Source organism: Mesorhizobium ciceri biovar biserrulae WSM1271 (assembly GCF_000185905.1).
Taxonomy (GTDB): domain Bacteria; phylum Pseudomonadota; class Alphaproteobacteria; order Rhizobiales; family Rhizobiaceae; genus Mesorhizobium; species Mesorhizobium ciceri.
This window is the reverse complement of record NC_014923.1, coordinates 127,670-146,546: the sequence shown is the minus strand read 5'-3', so window position 1 is coordinate 146,546 and position 18,877 is coordinate 127,670. Positions and strand designations below refer to the sequence as shown.

The 18,877-nt window shown below is 63.4% G+C and carries 15 protein-coding genes; 8 read left to right on the top strand and 7 right to left on the bottom strand.

All coding sequences use genetic code 11. The features are described 5' to 3' along the window. A complete protein-coding gene (locus MESCI_RS00675) occupies positions 1–1,005 on the top strand; it encodes an inorganic phosphate transporter (protein WP_013528008.1) in 1,005 nt (334 codons plus the stop codon). An 11-nt stretch (positions 1,006–1,016) separates the two neighbouring features. On the opposite strand, the gene MESCI_RS00670 is transcribed toward MESCI_RS00675, so the two are convergent. Next, positions 1,017–1,394: a VOC family protein gene (locus MESCI_RS00670; RefSeq protein WP_013528007.1), complete on the bottom strand. Its 378-nt coding sequence runs from the start codon at positions 1,392–1,394 to the stop codon at positions 1,017–1,019. 269 nt (positions 1,395–1,663) lie between these two features. Here MESCI_RS00670 and MESCI_RS00665 point away from each other — a divergent pair, with 269 nt between their 5' ends. Continuing rightward, on the top strand, positions 1,664–2,845 hold the full coding sequence (locus MESCI_RS00665; RefSeq protein WP_013528006.1) for an Mrp/NBP35 family ATP-binding protein: 1,182 nt from the start codon (positions 1,664–1,666) through the stop codon (positions 2,843–2,845). 30 nt (positions 2,846–2,875) lie between these two features. Here the strand turns inward: MESCI_RS00665 and MESCI_RS00660 are convergent, their stop codons facing one another. Beyond that, on the bottom strand, positions 2,876–3,328 hold the full coding sequence (locus MESCI_RS00660) for an SRPBCC family protein (protein WP_013528005.1): 453 nt from the start codon (positions 3,326–3,328) through the stop codon (positions 2,876–2,878). A gap of 146 nt (positions 3,329–3,474) precedes the next feature. Between MESCI_RS00660 and MESCI_RS00655 the strand changes: the two genes are divergently transcribed. From MESCI_RS00655 to MESCI_RS00640, 4 genes are all read left to right on the top strand, one after another. Continuing rightward, on the top strand, positions 3,475–5,280 hold the full coding sequence (locus MESCI_RS00655) for an IlvD/Edd family dehydratase (protein WP_013528004.1): 1,806 nt from the start codon (positions 3,475–3,477) through the stop codon (positions 5,278–5,280). A 215-nt stretch (positions 5,281–5,495) separates the two neighbouring features. Beyond that, positions 5,496–6,314, top strand: a complete 819-nt coding sequence (locus MESCI_RS00650; protein ID WP_013528003.1) for a chromate resistance protein ChrB domain-containing protein — start codon at positions 5,496–5,498, stop codon at positions 6,312–6,314. Next, positions 6,311–7,699: a chromate efflux transporter gene (gene chrA / locus MESCI_RS00645; RefSeq protein WP_013528002.1), complete on the top strand. Its 1,389-nt coding sequence runs from the start codon at positions 6,311–6,313 to the stop codon at positions 7,697–7,699. The genes MESCI_RS00650 and chrA overlap by 4 nt, the downstream gene beginning before the upstream one ends. Before the next feature lie 64 nt (positions 7,700–7,763). After that, positions 7,764–8,162 (top strand): hypothetical protein, encoded by a 399-nt coding sequence (locus MESCI_RS00640; protein ID WP_013528001.1) that lies wholly within the window; start codon positions 7,764–7,766, stop codon positions 8,160–8,162. A gap of 146 nt (positions 8,163–8,308) precedes the next feature. On the opposite strand, the gene MESCI_RS00635 is transcribed toward MESCI_RS00640, so the two are convergent. The 3 genes from MESCI_RS00635 to pdxR all read right to left on the bottom strand — a co-directional run bounded on the left by MESCI_RS00635 (position 8,309) and on the right by pdxR (position 12,876). Further along, positions 8,309–9,538 carry an aromatic ring-hydroxylating oxygenase subunit alpha gene (locus MESCI_RS00635; RefSeq protein ID WP_013528000.1) on the bottom strand — a complete coding sequence of 410 codons (1,230 nt, stop codon included), beginning with the start codon at positions 9,536–9,538 and terminating at the stop codon, positions 8,309–8,311. A 62-nt stretch (positions 9,539–9,600) separates the two neighbouring features. After that, complete coding sequence (locus tag MESCI_RS00630; protein WP_013527999.1) at positions 9,601–11,190, bottom strand: trimethylamine methyltransferase family protein; 1,590 nt, start codon at positions 11,188–11,190, stop codon at positions 9,601–9,603. A gap of 192 nt (positions 11,191–11,382) precedes the next feature. Then, entirely contained in the window at positions 11,383–12,876 is a 1,494-nt protein-coding gene (gene pdxR / locus MESCI_RS00625) for a MocR-like pyridoxine biosynthesis transcription factor PdxR (RefSeq protein ID WP_013527998.1), read from the bottom strand. Between the two features lie 323 nt (positions 12,877–13,199). Between pdxR and pgi the strand changes: the two genes are divergently transcribed. Then, entirely contained in the window at positions 13,200–14,843 is a 1,644-nt protein-coding gene (gene pgi / locus MESCI_RS00620; protein WP_013527997.1) for a glucose-6-phosphate isomerase, read from the top strand. A gap of 5 nt (positions 14,844–14,848) precedes the next feature. Further along, positions 14,849–15,571 carry an HAD family hydrolase gene (locus tag MESCI_RS00615; RefSeq protein WP_013527996.1) on the top strand — a complete coding sequence of 241 codons (723 nt, stop codon included), beginning with the start codon at positions 14,849–14,851 and terminating at the stop codon, positions 15,569–15,571. 354 nt (positions 15,572–15,925) lie between these two features. Here the strand turns inward: MESCI_RS00615 and MESCI_RS00610 are convergent, their stop codons facing one another. Both MESCI_RS00610 and MESCI_RS00605 read right to left on the bottom strand, forming a co-directional pair. Beyond that, a complete protein-coding gene (locus tag MESCI_RS00610) occupies positions 15,926–16,663 on the bottom strand; it encodes a class I SAM-dependent methyltransferase (protein ID WP_013527995.1) in 738 nt (245 codons plus the stop codon). Then, entirely contained in the window at positions 16,660–18,645 is a 1,986-nt protein-coding gene (locus MESCI_RS00605; RefSeq protein WP_013527994.1) for a long-chain fatty acid--CoA ligase, read from the bottom strand. The genes MESCI_RS00610 and MESCI_RS00605 overlap by 4 nt, the downstream gene beginning before the upstream one ends. Between the last annotated feature and the right edge of the window lie 232 nt (positions 18,646–18,877).

The following is an 18,877-nucleotide window of genomic DNA, read 5'->3' as shown; positions in this document are numbered from 1 at the left end:
ATGGAAGCAACCATTGCCTTTCCCGTGCTGGCCGGCCTCGTCGCCGTCGCACTGTTCTTCGACTTTCTCAACGGCCTGCACGACGCCGCCAATTCCATCGCCACCATCGTTTCCACCCGCGTGCTGCGGCCGCAATATGCGGTGCTGTGGGCGGCATTCTTCAATTTCATCGCCTTCATGTTCTTCGGCCTCCACGTTGCCGAGACCGTAGGCAAAGGCATCGTCGACGTCAGCATCGTCACCCCGGCGGTGATCTTTGCAGCCCTGGTCGGCGCCATCGTCTGGAACATCGTCACCTGGATCGCCGGCATCCCTTCGAGCAGCTCGCATGCGCTGATCGGCGGCCTGGTCGGCGCCGGTGTTGCGAAGGCAGGCGTGGGCGCCATCGTTTGGACCGGGCTTGGCAAGACGGTCGCGGCAATCGTCTTGTCGCCAGCGACGGGCTTTATCCTGGCGCTCGTCCTGGTTCTCGTCGTCTCGTGGCTCTTCGTGCGCCAGACGCCGTTTGCGGTCGACAGCACCTTCCGCGTCATGCAGTTCTTTTCCGCCTCGCTCTATTCCCTCGGGCACGGCGGCAATGACGCCCAGAAGACCATGGGCATCATCGCCGTGCTGCTCTATTCGCAAGGCATGCTCGGCGCGACTTTCTACGTGCCGCTGTGGGTGGTCCTCACTTGCCAGTCGGCACTGGCGCTCGGCACCCTGTTCGGCGGCTGGCGCATCGTCCACACCATGGGCTCGAAGATCACCCGGCTGAACCCGATGCAGGGTTTTTGCGCCGAAACCGGTGGGGCGATCACGCTGTTTGCGGCGACCTGGCTCGGCGTTCCCGTATCGACCACCCACACCATCACCGGCGCCATCATCGGCGTCGGCGCCGCCCGCCGCGTCTCGGCCGTGCGCTGGGGCATTGCCGGCAACATCGTCATCGCCTGGATCGTTACCTTGCCGGCCACCGCTTTGATTTCGGCGCTCACCTACCTCGCGGTTGGCCTGGCGAGGTGAGGTGAAGAAATCTACCTGTCCACAAGGTTCAGGATGTTGCCGTCTGGATCCTTGAACCAGGCAACTTTCATTCCGTAACCGACGTGGAGATCGCCCTCCAGCGTCAAGCCCGGCATCTGATAGTGCTGGAAGGCGACGCCCTTCGACTTCAGCTCCTTGACGATGTTGCCGATCTCGTCGCCAACCATCCAGGTCACCGCTGTCGCCTTGTTGGTTCCGGCAAATTGGGAATGATAGACGTTGAGGGTGGTATCGCCGCTTTTGTACACGATCAGTTCGCCCCCCTCATCCTGCACCTGTTTCAGGCCAAGCGTTCCTTCGTAGAAAGCCTTGGCCTTTGCCAGATCGCTTACCGCCAGATTTGCCGTTGCGTTGCTGTTTGCGAGCATAATCGCCTCCTTCTCGGCTTGTCGGTCCCGTGCTGGTCGTTGAAATAGGTCGCTGCGATCGTTTGGCGACTGTCGGCTGGATTGATTGCTGGCCGCATCGGCGCTCGCTTATCTGGAGGACGTTTGGCGCGGATGAAATCCGGCAGGACCCGCCGGTTTTTCAGGCACGCCAAGACAGCCATTGCTCCACGGCTTGGTTCTGTCCGGAAACTGCATTATCTCAGGTGCAAGCTGCATCTCAGGCGCAAGCTGCGTAAGGAAAAACTGCCATGTCCGTCACCAAGGAAATCGTCACCGAGCGTCTGAAGACGGTCAACGGGCCGGATTTCACCGGCAACATCGTCGACCTCGGCATGGTTTCGGAAATTTTCATCGCCGACGGGAAGGTCTTCTTCTCGATTACCGTTCCCGCCGCCCGCGCCCAGGAAATGGAGCCGCTGCGCGCCGCTGCCGAGCGTGTCGTCAAGGCGATCCCCGGTGTCGCCGGCGCCGTCGTCGCGCTGACGGCGGAGAAGAAGGGCGGCGGCATGGAGGCGCCGGTTCCATCGCGCCCCGCACCCAGGCCCGTTCCGCCGGCTGCGCCCGCTGCCGCCGCGCCGCGTGCGGCTCCGCACGCGCCGGCCTCGCACAGCTCGGGCAAGCGTGGCGTACCCGGTATCGAGGCGATCATTGCCGTTGCTTCCGGCAAGGGCGGCGTCGGCAAGTCGACCACCGCCGTCAACATCGCGCTCGGCCTCGCCGCCAACGGCCTGCGCGTCGGCGTGCTCGATGCCGACATCTACGGCCCGTCCATGCCAAGGCTGCTCAACATCCACGGCCGGCCGCAGACCGTCGACGGCAAGATCCTGAAACCGATGGAGAATTACGGCCTGAAGGTGATGTCGATGGGTTTCCTCGTCGACGAGGAAACGCCGATGATCTGGCGTGGTCCGATGGTGATGTCGGCACTGACGCAGATGCTGCGTGAAGTCGAATGGGGCCGTCTCGACGTGCTCGTCGTCGACATGCCGCCCGGCACCGGCGACGCGCAGCTGACCATGGCCCAACAGGTGCCGCTGGCTGGCGCCGTCATCGTCTCGACGCCGCAGGACCTGGCCCTGATCGACGCGCGAAAAGGCCTCAACATGTTCAAGAAGGTCGACGTGCCGCTGCTCGGCATCGTCGAGAACATGAGCTATTTCATCGCCCCGGACACCGGCAAGCGCTACGACATCTTCGGTCATGGCGGGGCGCGGCGCGAGGCCGAGCGCCTTGGCGTCACCTTCCTCGGCGAGGTGCCGCTCGAGATGGGCATTCGCGAAAGCTCGGATGCCGGCACGCCGGTTGTCGTCTCCAAGCCCGACGGCGCCGAGGCGAAAATCTACCGCGACATCGCCTCGAAGGTCTGGGACCGGGTTAACGAAGAGCGTGGTGCTGCGGCAGCGGCGGTGCCGAGTATTGTTTTCGAGTAGCTTGTTCGGTAGCCGCCGCCGCTCTGCAGCCTAGGCCGCGCCGACCTTCTCGCCGAAGCTGGAAAAAAACTGTCCGGCCAGTTTCTTCGAGGTCGATTCGATCAACCGGCTGCCGAGCTGGGCGATCTTGCCGCCGACATCGGCCTTGGCCGCGTAGTTCAATATCGTGGCGTCGGGTCCATCTGCCGTCAGCGTCACGTCGGCGCCACCCTTGGCGAAGCCTGCAATGCCGCCCTTGCCTTCGCCCTGGATGGTGTAGGAGTGCGGCGGCTTCAGGTTCTTCAGCGTCACTTCGCCGTTGAACGTCGCCTTGATCGGTCCGATCTTCACCACCACGGTTGCCGCCATCTCGGTCGGCGACTTCATCTCCAGGCTCTGGCAACCGGGAATGGTCGCCTTCAAGACCTCGGGATCGTTCAGCGCTTCCCACACTTTTTGCAGCGGTGCGGCAATGCGCTCCTCGCCTTCGATCACCAAAGCCATGAAAACCTCCCGGACAAGACTGTCCGAACCCGTAACGCACGGCTTGGTGCGTGTCTATCGCACCAAAGTCCGGTTGCGACCGCACGCCCTCTTGCCTGCTCCCGCGCGTTGCCATATCGATTTGTCTTACAAATACGGAGACCATGATGGCAGGCGCCCCCACCCATAAGAAAAAATTTCGCTCGCAGGAGTGGTTCGACAATCCCGACAATCCGGGCATGACGGCTCTCTATCTCGAGCGCTATCTCAATTACGGCCTGACGCGCGCCGAACTGATGTCCGGCAAGCCGCTGATCGGCATCGCCCAGACCGGCTCGGATCTGTCGCCCTGCAACCGTCATCATATCGAACTGGCCAAGCGTGTGCGCGAAGGCATCGTCTCGATGGGCGGTATTCCGTTCGAGTTCCCCTGCCATCCGATCCAGGAGACCGGCAAGCGCCCGACCGCAGCGCTCGACCGCAACCTTGCCTATCTCAGCCTGGTCGAGGTGCTTTACGGCTACCCGCTCGATGGCGTCGTGCTGACCATCGGTTGCGACAAGACGACGCCGGCGCTGCTGATGGCAGCGGCCACCGTCAACATTCCGGCGATCGCGCTGTCGGTCGGGCCGATGCTCAATGGCTGGCACAAGGGCAAGCGCACCGGCTCCGGTACCATCGTCTGGGAATCACGCCAGCGCCTGTCGGCCGGCGAGATCGATTATGACGAGTTCATGGACATCGTCGCCTCGTCGGCGCCGTCCACCGGCTATTGCAACACCATGGGCACCGCCACCACGATGAACTCGCTGGCCGAGGCGCTTGGCATGCAGTTGCCGGGCTCGGCCGCCATTCCCGCGCCCTACCGCGAGCGTGGCCAGATTTCCTATGAGACCGGAAAACGCATCGTCGAGATGGTGCATGAGGATCTGAAGCCGTCCGACATCATGACGAGAGAGGCTTTCGAGAACGCCATCGTCGTCAATTCGGCCATTGGCGGCTCGACCAACGCGCCGATCCACCTCAATGCCATCGCCCGCCACCTTGGTGTCAAGCTCGACAATGACGACTGGCAGACGGTCGGCCTCAATGTGCCGCTGCTGGTCAATTTGCAGCCGACGGGCGAATATCTTGGCGAGGACTACCATCATGCCGGCGGCGTGCCGGCGGTCATTGCCGAACTGATGAAGGGCGACCTGTTGCCGCATCCCGGCGCACGCACCGTCAACGGCAAGTCGATCGGCGAGAATAGCGAGGGCGTCGCCAACGAAAACCCCGACGTCATCCGCTCTGTCGCCAAGCCGCTGAAGGCCAATGCCGGCTTCATCAACCTCAGGGGCAATCTGTTCGATTCGGCGATCATGAAGACCAGCGGCATCTCGCCCGAGTTTCGCGAGCGCTATCTGTCCAATCCTAGGGATCCCGAGGCTTTCGAAGGCAACGCCATGGTTTTCGACGGGCCGGAGGATTACCACGCCCGCATCGACGACCCGGCGCAAGGCATCGACGAACACACCATCCTGTTCATGCGCGGCGCCGGCCCGGTCGGCTATCCCGGCGGTGCCGAGGTCGTCAACATGCAGCCGCCGGCCTATCTCATCAAGAAGGGCATCCACGCGCTCGCCTGCATCGGGGACGGCCGCCAGTCGGGCACGTCGGGTTCGCCGTCGATCCTCAACGCCTCGCCGGAAGCGGCGATCGGCGGCGGACTGGCGCTGCTCAAGACGGGCGACCGGGTCCGCATCGACTTGCGCAAGGGCACGGCCGACATCCTCGTCACCGACGACGAGATCACCCGGCGCCGCGCCGAACTGCAGAACAATGGCGGCTTCCACTATCCCGAGCACCAGACGCCCTGGCAGGAGATCCAGCGCGGTATGGTCGCGCAGTTTTCGGAGGGAATGGTGCTGAAGCCGGCGGTGAAATACCAGGATGTCGCGCACACCAGCGGTGTCCCCAGGGACAATCATTGATTCTGGATCGACGGATGGCGGCTTGATCAAATCAGGCCGCCGTCGGTTTTCCGGTCAGCGTGTTGCATCGCGGCCGGGTAGGTCGAGAACGGCCACCGTCCTTGACAAGCGCGCCCAAGAAATCCACCATCATGACAAGGGGTGCATCGCGACGACCCCGTGAGGCGTCAGCCCAACGTTCGCGTCCAAGCTTCTCTTTTCAGGAGGTGGACGCCATGCCGTCAACAACCGCTATCACCGTACCGCAATTGTCCCGGCTCATAGGTCTGCCGGGCGCCCCAGTCATTGTCGATGTTCGCATAGATGAAGATTTCGACGCCGATCCGCGGCTGTTGCCGGCGTCGTGCCGTCGCGATTTCAAAACCGTTTCAAGCTGGGCGGCCACGTTCGCCGGCAAGCCGGTGGCCGTCGTTTGCCAGAGGGGGCAAAAGCTCTCGCAAGGCGTGACCGCATGGCTGCGCCATGAGGGGATATCAGCTGAATCTCTCGAAGGCGGGTTTGAGGCCTGGCGCGATGCCGGAGGGCTTTTGGCCCGCACCGCCAAGATGCCGCCACGCAATGAAAAGGGCGCCACCGTCTGGGTGACGCGATCGCGCCCGAAGGTCGACCGCATCGCTTGCCCGTGGCTGATCCGGCGTTTCGTCGACCCCGACGCGGTGTTCCTGTTCGTCGAACCCGCTGAAGTATTGGCTGTTGCCGACCGCTTTCAGGCCGTGCCGTTCGACATCGACAATGTGTTCTGGAGCCATCGCGGCGAGCGCTGCACCTTCGACACGATGATCGAGGAGTTCGGGCTGGAATCCGCGGCGCTCGATCGCCTCGCTGCAATCGTGCGCGCGGCCGACACTGCAAGCCTCGACCTGGTGCCCCAGGCGGCCGGCTTTCTGGCTGCCTCGCTTGGTTTGTCGCGTATGTACCGCGACGATCTGGAACAACTGGAAGCAGGCATGCTGCTCTACGACGCGTTCTTCCGCTGGTGTCGCGACGCCACCGAAGAAACGCACAACTGGCCGGCTGCGGGTAAGCCGTCGTGACCGCTCTTGTCCCGGACAATAAGGCGGGAACCGTCCCGGTGCCGGCTGCACCGACCTTCACCGAGGCCGTGAAGGTCTGGGCGAAAATCGGATTGCTCAGCTTTGGCGGTCCGGCCGGGCAGATCGCGCTGATGCACAAGGAACTGGTCGAGGAGCGGCGCTGGATCGGTGAGCGGCGTTTCCTGCACGCGCTGAACTACTGCATGCTGCTGCCTGGCCCGGAAGCCCAGCAACTCGCCATCTACATCGGTTGGCTGCTGCACAGGACGGCCGGCGGCCTTGTCGCCGGCATCCTGTTCGTCTTGCCGGGCGCGCTCGTCATGCTCGCCTTGAGCAGCCTCTACGTCCTCTATGGCGACGTGCCGCTTGTCGCGGCGCTGTTTTTCGGGGTCAAGGCCGCTGTGCTTGCCATTGTCGTCGAGGCGGTGGTCCGGATCAGCCGGCGTGCCCTCAAGAACCGGGTCATGGTGTCGATCGCGGTCGCGGCGTTCATCGCCATCTATGCGTTGAATGTGCCCTTTCCGCTCATCGTCCTGCTAGCCGGCCTGACGGGATGGCTGGGGGATCGCATTGCTCCCGCCCTGTTTTCCGGCTCGGCCCATGGCAAGGACGATGTTGCCGACTTCAAGGGAGCGGTCGACCTGATGTTCGAGCGTGGCGAACTGGCCCATGTCAAACCGACCAGATGGCATGCACCGCGCACCGTCGCCATCTGGCTGCCGCTCTGGCTCGGGCCTGTTCTTTTGATCTGGTGGTTCACCGGCTCTGCAAGCGTCTGGACCGAGATAGGCCGGTTCTTCAGTCTCATGGCTGTCGTCACCTTCGGTGGCGCCTATGCGGTCCTCGCTTATGTCGCACAGGCAGCCGTCCAGTCCTTCGGCTGGCTGGCGCCGGGTGAAATGGTCGATGGCCTTGGGCTCGCCGAAACGACGCCAGGGCCGCTCATCCTGGTGCTGCAGTTCGTCGGCTTCATCGCCGCGTTCCGCCATTCCGGCTCGCTGGACCCGTTGGTTGCCGGATCGCTGGGGGCTTTGCTCACTCTGTGGGTGACGTTCACGCCTTGCTTCTTCTGGATATTCCTCGGTGCGCCCTACATCGAGGCCTTGCGCGGCAACAAGGCACTGTCGGCCGCACTGGGCGCGATCACCGCCGCCGTTGTCGGGGTAATTATGAATCTGGCCCTATGGTTTGCCTTGCACGTCATCTTCCGTGAGGTGCACGCGACGGGCCTTGGCATGAACGTGCCGGTGCCTTCGTCGATCGACTGGCGCGCGGCCTTGCTTTCCGTGGCCGCCATGGTCGCCATCCTGAAGCTGAAAGTCGGCATGCTGCCGACACTCGCGCTATCCGCCCTTGCAGGGATCTTGCTGGCGGCGGCTGGTTAGACAGCACCGCCTTTGCAATCCGCTTGCCCACCACCTAAGTGGGCTGGAAATGGAAGGAAACATCATGGCCGGACGGCGATCTTCCCTCGGCTTTCTCGGAATGTTCGGCCGTTCGGGCGACTTGAGGCAGCTCGACGATGCATTGCGCGGCGCCGATCTGCATCCAGCCCTTGTGCCGGAGGGCGTGAAGCTTACCCTCGTCAATCTCATGAAGGATCGCTGGCCCGACGAGCCGCCACCGGGCACCTATGCGTCGGTGGCACAATTATGCAGCTATTGCATCGCGGGTCCCGAAACCTTCGAGCAAGCCAATGGCCATGAGCGGACGCTGGGAGCCGAGCGCCGCATCGAGGCGGCGCTTGAAGCCGGTGACAGCCTCGACGCGCAGATCGTGCTGATAACGCTGCATGCCAAGCTCATCAACCCCGAAGTCGTCGACCGATACGGGCTCAGCGCGGAATGACGCGAAAGGCAAGATCTGCCTGATTCTCCTAGAGCAATTCTAGGAAAAGTGTGAGCGGTTTTCCGTCTAGAATTGCGTCAAAACAAAGAGTTAGAGCAGATCGCCGTTTCCGTGAAACGGTGAATGCTCTAAGGCAGCCGAGCCGTTCAGGCCCGGCTGATCTCCTCGAGATACCAGCCGATGTAGCGCAGTTCGTTATATTCCATCGGCGCGATAGGTCCGGGCACGAAATAGTGCGAGCGCACGCCGCGCGCAGTGTGCTCGATGATCTTCTTGTCCTCTTCGGTGGTGATCTTCCACAGCCAGGTCAGCTTCTCCAGATCGTAATCCTGGCCCTCGACCGTGTCGCCGCGCACCAGCCAGATCAGTTCCATCTCGCAGGTGCCAGCCGTTTTCGGGATGAAGCGGTAGATCATGCCGTGATCGGGATAGCATACGAGGAAGGTCGTGCCGCCGAGATGGATGGAAGTGACGCCACCGTCATAGTCGGAGAAGCGTCCCATCAGCGGGGCCACCGGCGATCCATCCTGGCTGCCGCTCGAAACGCCGTCATAGAGCGCATAGCGGAAGGTGTGGATTGCTTCCTGACCGGCCGCCGAGTTCTGCCAGCGGTTGGCGCTGCCGATCTCGATGCCGAGCGCGCAGGTGCGTTGCTCCATCGCCGCATTGAGCTGCTCGATCATTTCTGCCGGCTTTTCCAGCGCATGCGTCTGCGAATATTCCGGATGCGCCGGCCCGCAATGGTAACATTCGACATAGTTCTCGACGGCGAGCTTCCAGTTGGCGTCGAGCGGATAGGACTGACGATACGCAACCTTGGCGTCGCCCCAGCCATACTGGCCGCAGCTCGTTCGCAGCGACTGTTCGATCGGATCGAAATCGAGCGGCGTCTCGGCGAAGGAAATGAAGACCAGACCGGATGCGACGCGGACATGAAGCTTCTTCAGCCCGTGCGCCGTGCGGTCGAAATCCTTCGGCATCAGGCGGGCAGCGCGCAACGATCCGTCATTGGAATAGGTCCAGGCGTGGTAGGGGCACACGAACATCTTCGCGTTGCCCTTCTGCTTGGTGCAGACCTCGGCGCCGCGGTGGCGACAGACGTTGAGCATGGCATGCACGGTGCCATCCATGCCGCGTGTCAGGATGACCGCCTCGTCGCCCAGTTTGAACAGCTCGAAATCGCCGGGGTTCGGGATAACGCTGGCGTGGGCCAGGCAATGCCAGTGGCGGCGAAAGACCCGTTCCATGTCGCGCTCGAAGATCGCCGGGTCATGATAGAAGGCACGCACCAGGCCGTGGCCTGGCCGATGAGATGCCACCAGCCGATCGATCGCGTCGCCGTCGGTGGGGGCTTGCTGGATAGGATGCACACTCATTTGTCGTTCTGCCCGATGGTTGGTCGTGTATGGCTGTATGGCTGCACGAGACTTGTCTCCGGTCAGCCGCCCATATGCGTGCGCGGCAGGTGGATCAGGTTGCCGAAACGGGCACGCAATCTGTCGTCGACCTGTTTTGGCACATGGCGCGGAAATCGTTCGGCAAGAATGCGCTTCTTCTCGGTGATCGCACGCAGCAATATATCAGGCCGGCCTTTTTCGTTCCATTCCTTCGGCGAGGAACGATCGCCGAGGGCAGGATAGAAGTGCTCGGTCTGCATCAGCTTGAGCGTTTGTTCGTTGTCGAGATAGTGGCCCGGACCCTTGAGGCAGACCTCCGCGATGCTGTCGATCGACAGGGCTTCGTCAGTCACGTCGATGCCACGCGCGCAGCCCAGGCAATGACCGAGCATGTCGTTGTCGATGACCAGGCTCTCCAGGCAGAAGCCGAGCAGCGAGGCATGCATGCCGGCCGCCTCATAGACGAGGTTGAGGCCGGAGAGGCCGGCCATCACATTGGTGATGCCCTTTTCGTAGCCGGACTGAATGTCGGGCAATTTCGAATCCGTCATACCGGCGGCGGAGCCACCGGGCAGGTCGTAGAATTGCGCCATCTGGGCACAGGCCGCCGTTGCCACCGACTGCTCGGCCGACCCGCCGGCCATGGCGCCGGTGCGCAGGTCGGACATGAACGGCCATGCGCCGAAGATCGCCGGATGGCCGGGCTTGAGCGCGTTGACATAGACCAGGCCGGCCAGCACTTCGGCCACTGCCTGCACGACGGCGCCGGCCATCGCCGCGGGTGCCGTCGTGCCGGACTGGCCGGTCGACAGCAGCAGGATCGGGATGCCGCCTTCGACGCAGGCCTCGAGCACGCCGCAGGCATCCTCGGCGAACCTCATCGGCGGCACGACGAATGAATTGGAGTTGGAAACGAATGGCCGGGCGCGGAAATTCTCCTCGCCTCCGGCGATGGCGTACAGCATTTCAAGTGCAGGCTTCACGTTCTCACGCACCGTGAAGGATGTTCCGACGTGCTTCGATGTTCCCATCACACAGGCATAAAGCGTGTTGAAATCCATCTCGAGCGGATCGGCGATGTCGCGCGCCACCATCGGCCGCTGGAAGAAATGAATGTTGTCCAGCCCGTCAACGATGCGGGCGGCATCATAAATATCCTGCAGCTTGGACTCGCGGTACTCGCGTTTCTCGATATCCACCAGGTGCACGGCGATGCCTGCCGTGCCGTAGTGCACGCGCTTGCCCTGGACCACCATGTCGTGCCTGGGGTCCTGGCCATGAAGCGTGAAATGTCGTGCCGCCCGCTTGATGGTGTCGAGCACGAGCGCGCGCGGAAAGCGGACCCGGCCATCGTCGCCATGGATCGCCCCCACCTTGGTCAGCACCTTTATGCAGGAAGGAATGGCGTTGGCGAAACCCACTGTCTCCAGAAGCGTCAGCACGCCTTCGTGGATACGCTCGCGGTCATCCCCGCGAAGCGGCCCGTAGCCGCCGCCCTCGATGGCCTTGTGCTGTGGTCTGGCATCCTCCACCAGGGGAGATGATCGCATGGCATGTCCTGTTTCGCGAAGACCGGAGCGTTGTGGACGACGGTTCGCCGGCGTGTCCTGCTGTTCGACAGCCACTGGCATGGAAGCACTCCAACTTCGTCGGCAGGAACTCGTGGCGGTTGGTCCACCATCGGCCTGCTTCTTCCCCTGATGACGCCGACTATGCCGCCGGCACTGGCCCATCCTATGGGCCAGCTGGCTCAGTTCCATGTGCCAGAACTAAAATACCGGAGCCGCTGCGAGCGGCTCCGGTCACGAGAGGTCGATGATGGATCAGGCGGCCGCGGGTCTGCGTCCGGCGGCCGTGGCCAGTTCGCGGATGCCTGGCTCGATGTGCTGAAGTGCGATCGACGAGATGCCCAGCCGCATGAAACGCGAAGGCTTTTCAGTGCGATCGAAGAAGCGGTCGCCTGGCTCGATGATGACGCTGCGCGAGGCCGCTGCCTCGGCAAGCCCGCGCGAATCGGTGCCGCGCGGCCCTTCGAGCCACAGCGACGTACCGCCGGCCGAATCGGTCGAGCGCCATTCCGGCAGGAAGGCGGAAATCGCATGGACCAGCCGCTTGCGCCGCTCGTCGAAGGCTGACGACAGCCGCCGCACCAGCGCCTCGTGGTGGCCGAGCGACAGGAACAGTGCGACGGCGCGCTGATTGTTGGCCGGCGGATGACGCAGCATGAAGCGGCGCAGCGCCCGGAGCTCCGCGATCAGTCCGGCGGACGCCACGATGTAGCCGAGCCGCAGGCCGGGAGCCAGCGTCTTGGACATCGAGCCGACATAGACCACGCGGCCGGAACGATCGAGGCTCTTCAGCGCTTGCTGCGGTGCCTCGTCGAGAAGCTGGCTGTCATAGCCGTCCTCGATGATGATCTGGTTGTGGCGGTTGGCGCGCGCCAGAAGATCCTGCCGCCGTTCCGCCGACAACGGCACCATGGTCGGGCAATGATGGCTGGGCGTGACGAAGACGAAGCCGGAATCATTGGGAATAGAAGCAGTTACGATGCCGGACTGGTCGACCGGCACCGGCTGTATCTCTGCGCCCGCAAGGCGGAAGATCGAGCGCGCGTCGGGGTAACCGGGGTCCTCCATCGCCACCTTGGAGCCTTTGGACATCAGCAGCGTCGCCAGCATGTAGAGCGCGTTCTGGGCGCCCAGCGTGACGATGATCTCGTCGGGATTGGCGAAGATGCCACGCCGGGGCAGGAGCCGCGCCTGGATCTGCTCGATCAGCAGCGGATCGTCACGATCAACCATATCGGACGCCCAGTTGCGGATTTCCAGCACGGCAAGCGCCATGCGGTTGCACTCGCGCCATTCAGCGGTCGGGAACAGCGCCGGGTCGAACTGCCCGTAGACGAAAGGATAGGACGACTTGATCCAGTTCTCGTGCTTGGCCGGCGGCGGCATGTCGCTTGCGGCGATCTTGCGGCGTGCCTTCCAGTCGATCTCATTGGCCTGGTCGGGCGCCTTCTGGTGCGGCTTGGCCGGTGTCGCCAGCACATCGGGATTGACGAAATGGCCACGCCGCTCGCGCGCCACCAGGAAACCCTGGTCGACGAGCTGCTGGAACGCCAGCACCACGGTTCCGCGCGCCACGCCGAGTTTTTCGGCCAGGATGCGGCAGGAAGGGAGCGGCATCGAAGCGGCGATCTGGCGGTCGAGAATGGCGGCTACGATGGCCTGGCGGATCTGCGCCTGCAGGGTTTGGCCGGATTCGGCCGAAATCCGGAACAGGCCGGACCATATCGCCGTGTCGTTTCGCTGTGGCATGGGAGATTTCCTCGATGGCCAGCCTTTTTCGTTTGGCTGGACCAGCCGAACGTAGCCGTGGCACAAGGGGTTGCGCCAATCAATTTTTCTGATCGTTGGGATTTATGCCAGTGATCCTTCACGTCCTTTTGATGCCGCGTTGCGGCATCGTGGGGTGACGCGGCGCTTCATCCCGGCGATGACATCGTGCGTCATGGCGGCGTGTGGGTGTGCGTCATCGCTGCGCATTGATACGGGTGGAGTTCGGCCCGATAGATTGTCGCGACGACACGCGCCGGAAACATCCGGTCCGTAATGATGGCTCGAGGTCTCGGAGTTTGGCAGTGGATCAATCGTCCTTTCAAAAACAGCTCGCCGCCTTGCGCGACCACCGCGCGGCGGTGCCCGCCAGCATGCGCCAGGCCTTCGCCGCCGATCCCAAGCGGTTCGTGGAATTCTCCGCCACCGACGGCGATCTGCTGCTCGACTGGTCGAAGTGCGCGGTCGACGCGACCACCATGGAGCTGCTGGAAAAGCTCGCCCAGGCCGCCGATCTTGAAGGCCGCCGCGCCGCCATGTTCGCGGGCAAGAAGATCAACGTCACCGAGGACCGTGCCGTGCTGCACACGGCGCTGCGAAACCTGACCGGCAAGGGCGTCACCGTCGATGGCCAGGACGTCAAGGCGGACGTCATCGCCGTGCTCGACGCCATGGGCGCCTTTGCCGATGCCGTGCGCTCGGGCAAGGCGGCCGGCGCCACCGGCAAGAAGATCACCGACATCGTCAACATCGGCATCGGCGGTTCCGATCTCGGCCCGGCCATGGCGACGCTGGCGCTGGCGCCCTATCATGACGGGCCGCGCGCGCATTACGTCTCCAACATAGACGGCGCCCATATCCACGACACGCTGAAGGGCCTCTCCGCCGAGACCACGCTTTTCATCATCGCTTCCAAGACCTTCACCACCGTCGAGACGATGACCAATGCGCAGACGGCGCGCGACTGGGTGGAGAAGGCGCTCGGCAAGGAAGCGGTCGGCAAGCATTTCGCCGCCGTCTCGACCGCGCTCGACCTTGTGGCCAAGTTCGGCATCGCGCCCGATCGCGTCTTCGGCTTCTGGGACTGGGTCGGTGGCCGCTATTCGCTCTGGGGCGCCATCGGCCTGCCGGTGATGATCGCTGTCGGCCCGCGGAATTTTCGCGCCTTCCTTGATGGCGCGCATGAGATGGACGAGCATTTCCGCACCGCGCCGGTGCAGGAGAACCTGCCGGCGCTGCTGGGACTGGTCGGCTGGTGGCATCGCGTGATCTGCGGTTACCCGGCGCGCGCCGTCATCCCTTACGACCAGCGCCTGTCCAGGCTGCCGGCCTATTTGCAGCAGCTTGACATGGAATCGAACGGCAAGAGCGTCACCCTCGAAGGCACGGCGGTGACGACGCCGACCGGACCGCTGGTCTGGGGTGAGCCCGGCACCAACGGCCAGCATGCCTTCTTCCAGCTGCTGCACCAGGGCACCGATTTCATTCCGGTCGAGTTCCTTGCCGCGGCCATCGGTCACGAGCCCGATCTCAAGCACCAGCATGATCTGCTGCTCGCCAACTGCCTGGCGCAGTCGGAAGCGCTGATGAAGGGCCGCACGCTGGAGGAGGCGCGCGCCCAGATGCTGGCCAAGGGCATGAAGCCGGCCGAGGTCGACAAGATCGCGCCGCACCGCGTCTTCTCGGGTAACCGTCCCTCGATCACCATCCTCTACAGAAAGCTCGACCCGCGCACCTTCGGCCGGCTGATCGCGCTCTACGAGCACCGCGTCTTCGTCGAGGGCACGCTGTTCAACATCAACTCCTTCGACCAATGGGGCGTCGAACTCGGCAAGGAACTGGCCACCGGCCTGTTGCCTGTCGTGGAGGGCAAGGAAAGTGCCGCCAATCGGGATGCATCGACCGCTGGCCTTGTGGGATTCATCCAGCATTTGCGTGGCTCGGAGTGAAAAGCTTGGCAGACATCAAGGGAATATTGTTCGACAAGGACGGCACGCTTGTCGACTTCAACGCCACCTGGCTCGGCGTTGCCGACTTCATGGCCATGGATGCGTCGGAAGGCGATCGCTGGAAAGCCGACAGGCTGCTGGCCGCTGCCGGCTTCGATTTCGCCAACAAGCGTTTCAAGCCGGACTCCATCTTTGCCTCCGGCACCAATCTCGACGTCGTCGAATTGTGGTTCCCACGCCTGTCCAACGAGGATCAGATGCTTGCGGTTGCCCGCTTCAACGAGATCACCTCCGTACAGGGCTCGGCGATGGCTGTGGCACTGCCGGGCATCGTCGATACGCTGACGGCACTGCACAGGAAATCCTACCGGCTTGGCGTCGCCACCAACGATTCGACCAGCGGCGCGGAAAAGACGCTGGTCACGCTCGGCGTCGCTCAATTGTTCGACGCGGCCTATGGCTACGACGCGGTGGCCAATCCGAAGCCCGCCCCCGACACGATCCAGGCCTTCAGCGATCTCACCGGCCTCAAACCGGCGGAAATCGCTATGGTCGGCGACAACAGGCACGACCTCGAAATGGCACGTGCCGGCGGCTGCGGGCTGGCGGTCGGCGTGCTCTCCGGCACCGGCACCCGCGAATCGCTGGCCGGCATTGCCGACGTTGTCCTGGATTCGGTCGCCGACCTGCCGGATTTTTTGTCGGCACGGGTCAAGGAGACGATCTGACGGAAAGGCTAGGTCAAACTCGATTCACCTCGGGATTTTCTGCCAATGGCCGAGATGGGGGAGCAGTCCATGGAAACTATCGAGCTTCTGGTTTGTCGGACACAATGGGCCACTCATCAGCAGAACAAACGTACCCGCATTTGCCGCACCTGATCTTGGCGCTTGCGCTGTCGATGTCTTCGCCTGGCTGAAGATCGAAGTCCCGATTTTCGCATTTTGGGCAAACTGTGAAACCGATACGTTGAACAACTTTAATCTACGCCACTCGACTTCTCCGATCAACGGCCAGTCGAATCTATCTTCTGCCCTCAATGTTTGTCCACAATGAGTAGAATTTAGGCTTGCCCCGTGGCGTCAGCGCGCTCCCTCCTCAAACGAAAAGACGCCGCTAAGCCTCGTCGCAGCCCCCTTCGCGTCGCCGAAATCCGGCACCCGGTATTCGGCGACCAACCGCAGCCGGGACAGCGGCAGGTCGTTGCGGCGGGGATCTCCGACCAGCACCTCGATGCCGGCCGCCAGGCAGCGGTCGAGGAACGGGATGACTCGCAGAGCGACCTCAGGGCCGTAGAACACGTCGCCGGCAAGCACGAGCTCGACCGCCGGCGGGGGACCCGTGGTAATGTCCTTGTCGACAATGGCGATCTCGACGCCGTTGGCCGCGGCATTGAGGCCGATCGCGGCAACGCCGTTACGGTCGATCTCGGCGGCGATCACTTCGCGCGAACCGGCCTTGGCTGCGGCGATGCCGACAAGGCCGGAGCCAGCACCAAGGTCGAGCACGCGGCGACCGGTTACCGTTTGCGGATGATCCAGTATATGGCGCGCAAACACCGCGCCGCCGGCCCACACGTAAGCCCAGTAAGGCGGCTGCGGCTCAGGTCCATTGTTGTCCGCCTCGATCGTGTCGTCATCGTCGTCAGCGCTTTGGTGCGTATCGGTAAGCCGTCTCAGGCCACTGGCCGGGTGCGGTGTAAAAAGCTGGATCTCAGGCACCGACGGCACCGGGGCGAGGCGCATGTTCGTCCTGATGAACTCTGCCGGGTCAGGACGGCAAGGTGCATCTACGGCATCCGCGCCGCCGGCTGCAATCATTCGCGCAGCGCTCGCCGCAGGATCTTGCCGACCGGCGTCTTCGGCAGTTCGGTGCGGAATTCGATGTATCTGGGCCGCTTGTAGCCCGTCAGGTTCTCGCGGCAAAAGGCGGTCAGTGCCTCGGCGGTCAGCGCCGGATCCTTCCTGACCACGAACAGTTTCGGCACCTCGCCCGAATGCTCGTCCGGCACGCCGATCGCCGCCACTTCGAGCACACCCGGATGCATCGCCACGACTTCCTCGAGCTCGTTGGGATAGACGTTGAAGCCCGAGACCAGGATCATGTCCTTCTTGCGGTCGACGATCTTGGTGTAGCCGCGCTCGTCCATGAAGCCCATGTCGCCGGATTTGAAGTAGCCGTCCTTGGTCATCACCTTGGCGGTCTCATCCGGCCGGTTCCAGTAGCCCGCCATCACTTGCGGCCCCCGGATGCAGACTTCGCCGACCTCGCCGAGCGGCAAATTGTTGCCGTCTTCGTCGCGGATGGCGATCTCCGTCGAGGGCAGCGGCAAGCCGATGGTGCCGGTGAAGTCGCCGGCGGTGAACTTGTTGGCGGTGGCCACCGGCGAGGTTTCCGAGAGGCCGTAGCCTTCGGTGACCGAACATCCGGTCAGCGCCTTCCAGCGTTCGGCGACGCCCTTCTGCACCGCCATGCCGCCGCCCAGCGTCAGCACCAGCGGCTTGAAGTCGAGCTTGCGGAAATCCTCATTGTTGAGCAGCGCGTTGAACAGCGTGTTGAGGCCGGGAAAGATGTGCACCGGATATTTCTGCAATTCCTTGACGAAGCCTGGGATGTCGCGCGGATTGGGAATGAGCACATTGCGGGCGCCCTGCTGCATGCCCATCAGTGCGTTCACCGTCAGCGCGAAGATATGATAGAGCGGCAGCGCGCAGATGAAGTTGGGGTGCGCGGGTTTCGGCTTGATCGTGTAGGCGTCCTCCATCCACTGCGCGTTCTGCGCGACGTTGGCGAGCACGTTGCTGTGCAGCAGCGTGGCGCCCTTCGAGACGCCCGTGGTGCCGCCCGTATATTGCAGGAAGGCGACATCGTCGGCTTCCACCTTGGCCGGCCTGAAGCCCAAACCGGCGCCGGCCTTCATGGCGGCATTGAACTTGACATGGCCGGGCAGCGACCATGCCGGCACCATTTTCTTCACGCGGCGCACGACGAAATTGACGATTGTGCCCTTCAGCCCGCCGAGCATGTCGCCCATCGCGGCGACCACCACATGCTTGACTGCGGTCCTGGCGATCACCGCCTGCAAGGTGTTGGCGAAGTTCTCCAGGATGACGATGGCTTGCGCCCCGGAATCCTTCAGCTGGTGTTCGAGCTCGCGCGGCGTGTAGAGCGGATTGATGTTCACCACCACATAACCCGCTCGCAAGATCGCCATCATCGCCACCGGATATTGCAGCACGTTGGGCATCATCAGCGCGACGCGCGCGCCTTTCTGCAGGCCCTTCGATTGCAGGTAGGCGCCGAAGGCCGCCGACAGCCGCTCGACATCGGTGTAGCTGATGGACTTGTCCATGCAGGTGAAGGCCGGCTGCGCGGAAAACTGCTTGCAGGCGGCGACGAGGAAATCGCCGATCGAGCTGTAGGGCAGGGCGCCGATCTCCGCCTGCACGTTTTTCGGATAGCTCTTGAGCCACGGCTTTTCCGGCAAGCCGGCGGCCAGCGCCGTCAGCGCTTTCGGCAATCGGTTGGCGGTGGCGTCGGCCGGCTTTGCCGCCGCGGCCTTCGAGGCCGGCCTGGCAGCGGGCTTTGCCGCACCCGCTTTACGCCCCGGCGCCGTCTTTCCGGCCGCAGCCTTGGCCGGGGCTTTCGCCGCCGGCTTTGTGCTTGCCCTTACAGGTGCCGCGGCCGCCTTCGGCTTGGCGGCTTTGGCAACGGGTGCTTTCGGCTTGGCAGTACCGGCTGCTTTCGACGGCGCCTTGGCTCCCGCTTTCACCGGCGCCGTCGTCCTTGATGCTTTTGCCAACCGTTCCTCCCTGGACAAGTCTTGTTCATCCGTGCCGCACTCGCCCCTGAATTGGCAAGGGCGCCCTCCGCTGCGGCCGCTACACCCTATGTATTGCCTCCCTTGGTGAGCGTGCAAGTCTTGCCCTTGCGGCAACGCGGCGAAAGATTTGCCGTCGAAAGTCTTTGCCGCCGCCAGCGCTCCAGGCGGTGTCCTGACGCATCCCACGGCCGCTCGGAAGCGCCGGGAACAT